1 protein-coding gene is annotated in these 271 nt (G+C 64.9%); it reads left to right on the forward strand.

Going from position 1 to position 271, the window contains the following annotated elements:
• Positions 1-271, forward strand: a 271-nt coding sequence (locus AC0IYH_RS31705; protein ID WP_471838226.1) for an ATP-binding cassette domain-containing protein, incomplete at both ends; no start/stop codon positions are given.

Consider the following 271-nt stretch of genomic DNA (forward strand, 5'->3'; position numbering starts at 1 on the left):
TTCCAAGAGTGATATCGGTCGCCGTGTCGGCGCTGCGCTGGAGCGGGTTTCCCTCAGCGACAAGGCCGAGCTGTACCCAGGCGACCTGTCGACTGGTCAGCAACAGCGCGTTGGCATCGCCCGCGCCATCGTCCATCGTCCGGCCCTGCTGCTGGCCGACGAACCCACCGGTAACCTCGACCCACGTCTGGCGGCGGAAATCATGGGCGTATTCGAAGACATCAACCGCCTTGGCACCAGCGTGCTGATCGCCAGTCACGACCTGGCCCTG

The sequence above is a fragment of the Pseudomonas sp. AC463 genome, from assembly GCF_979253585.1.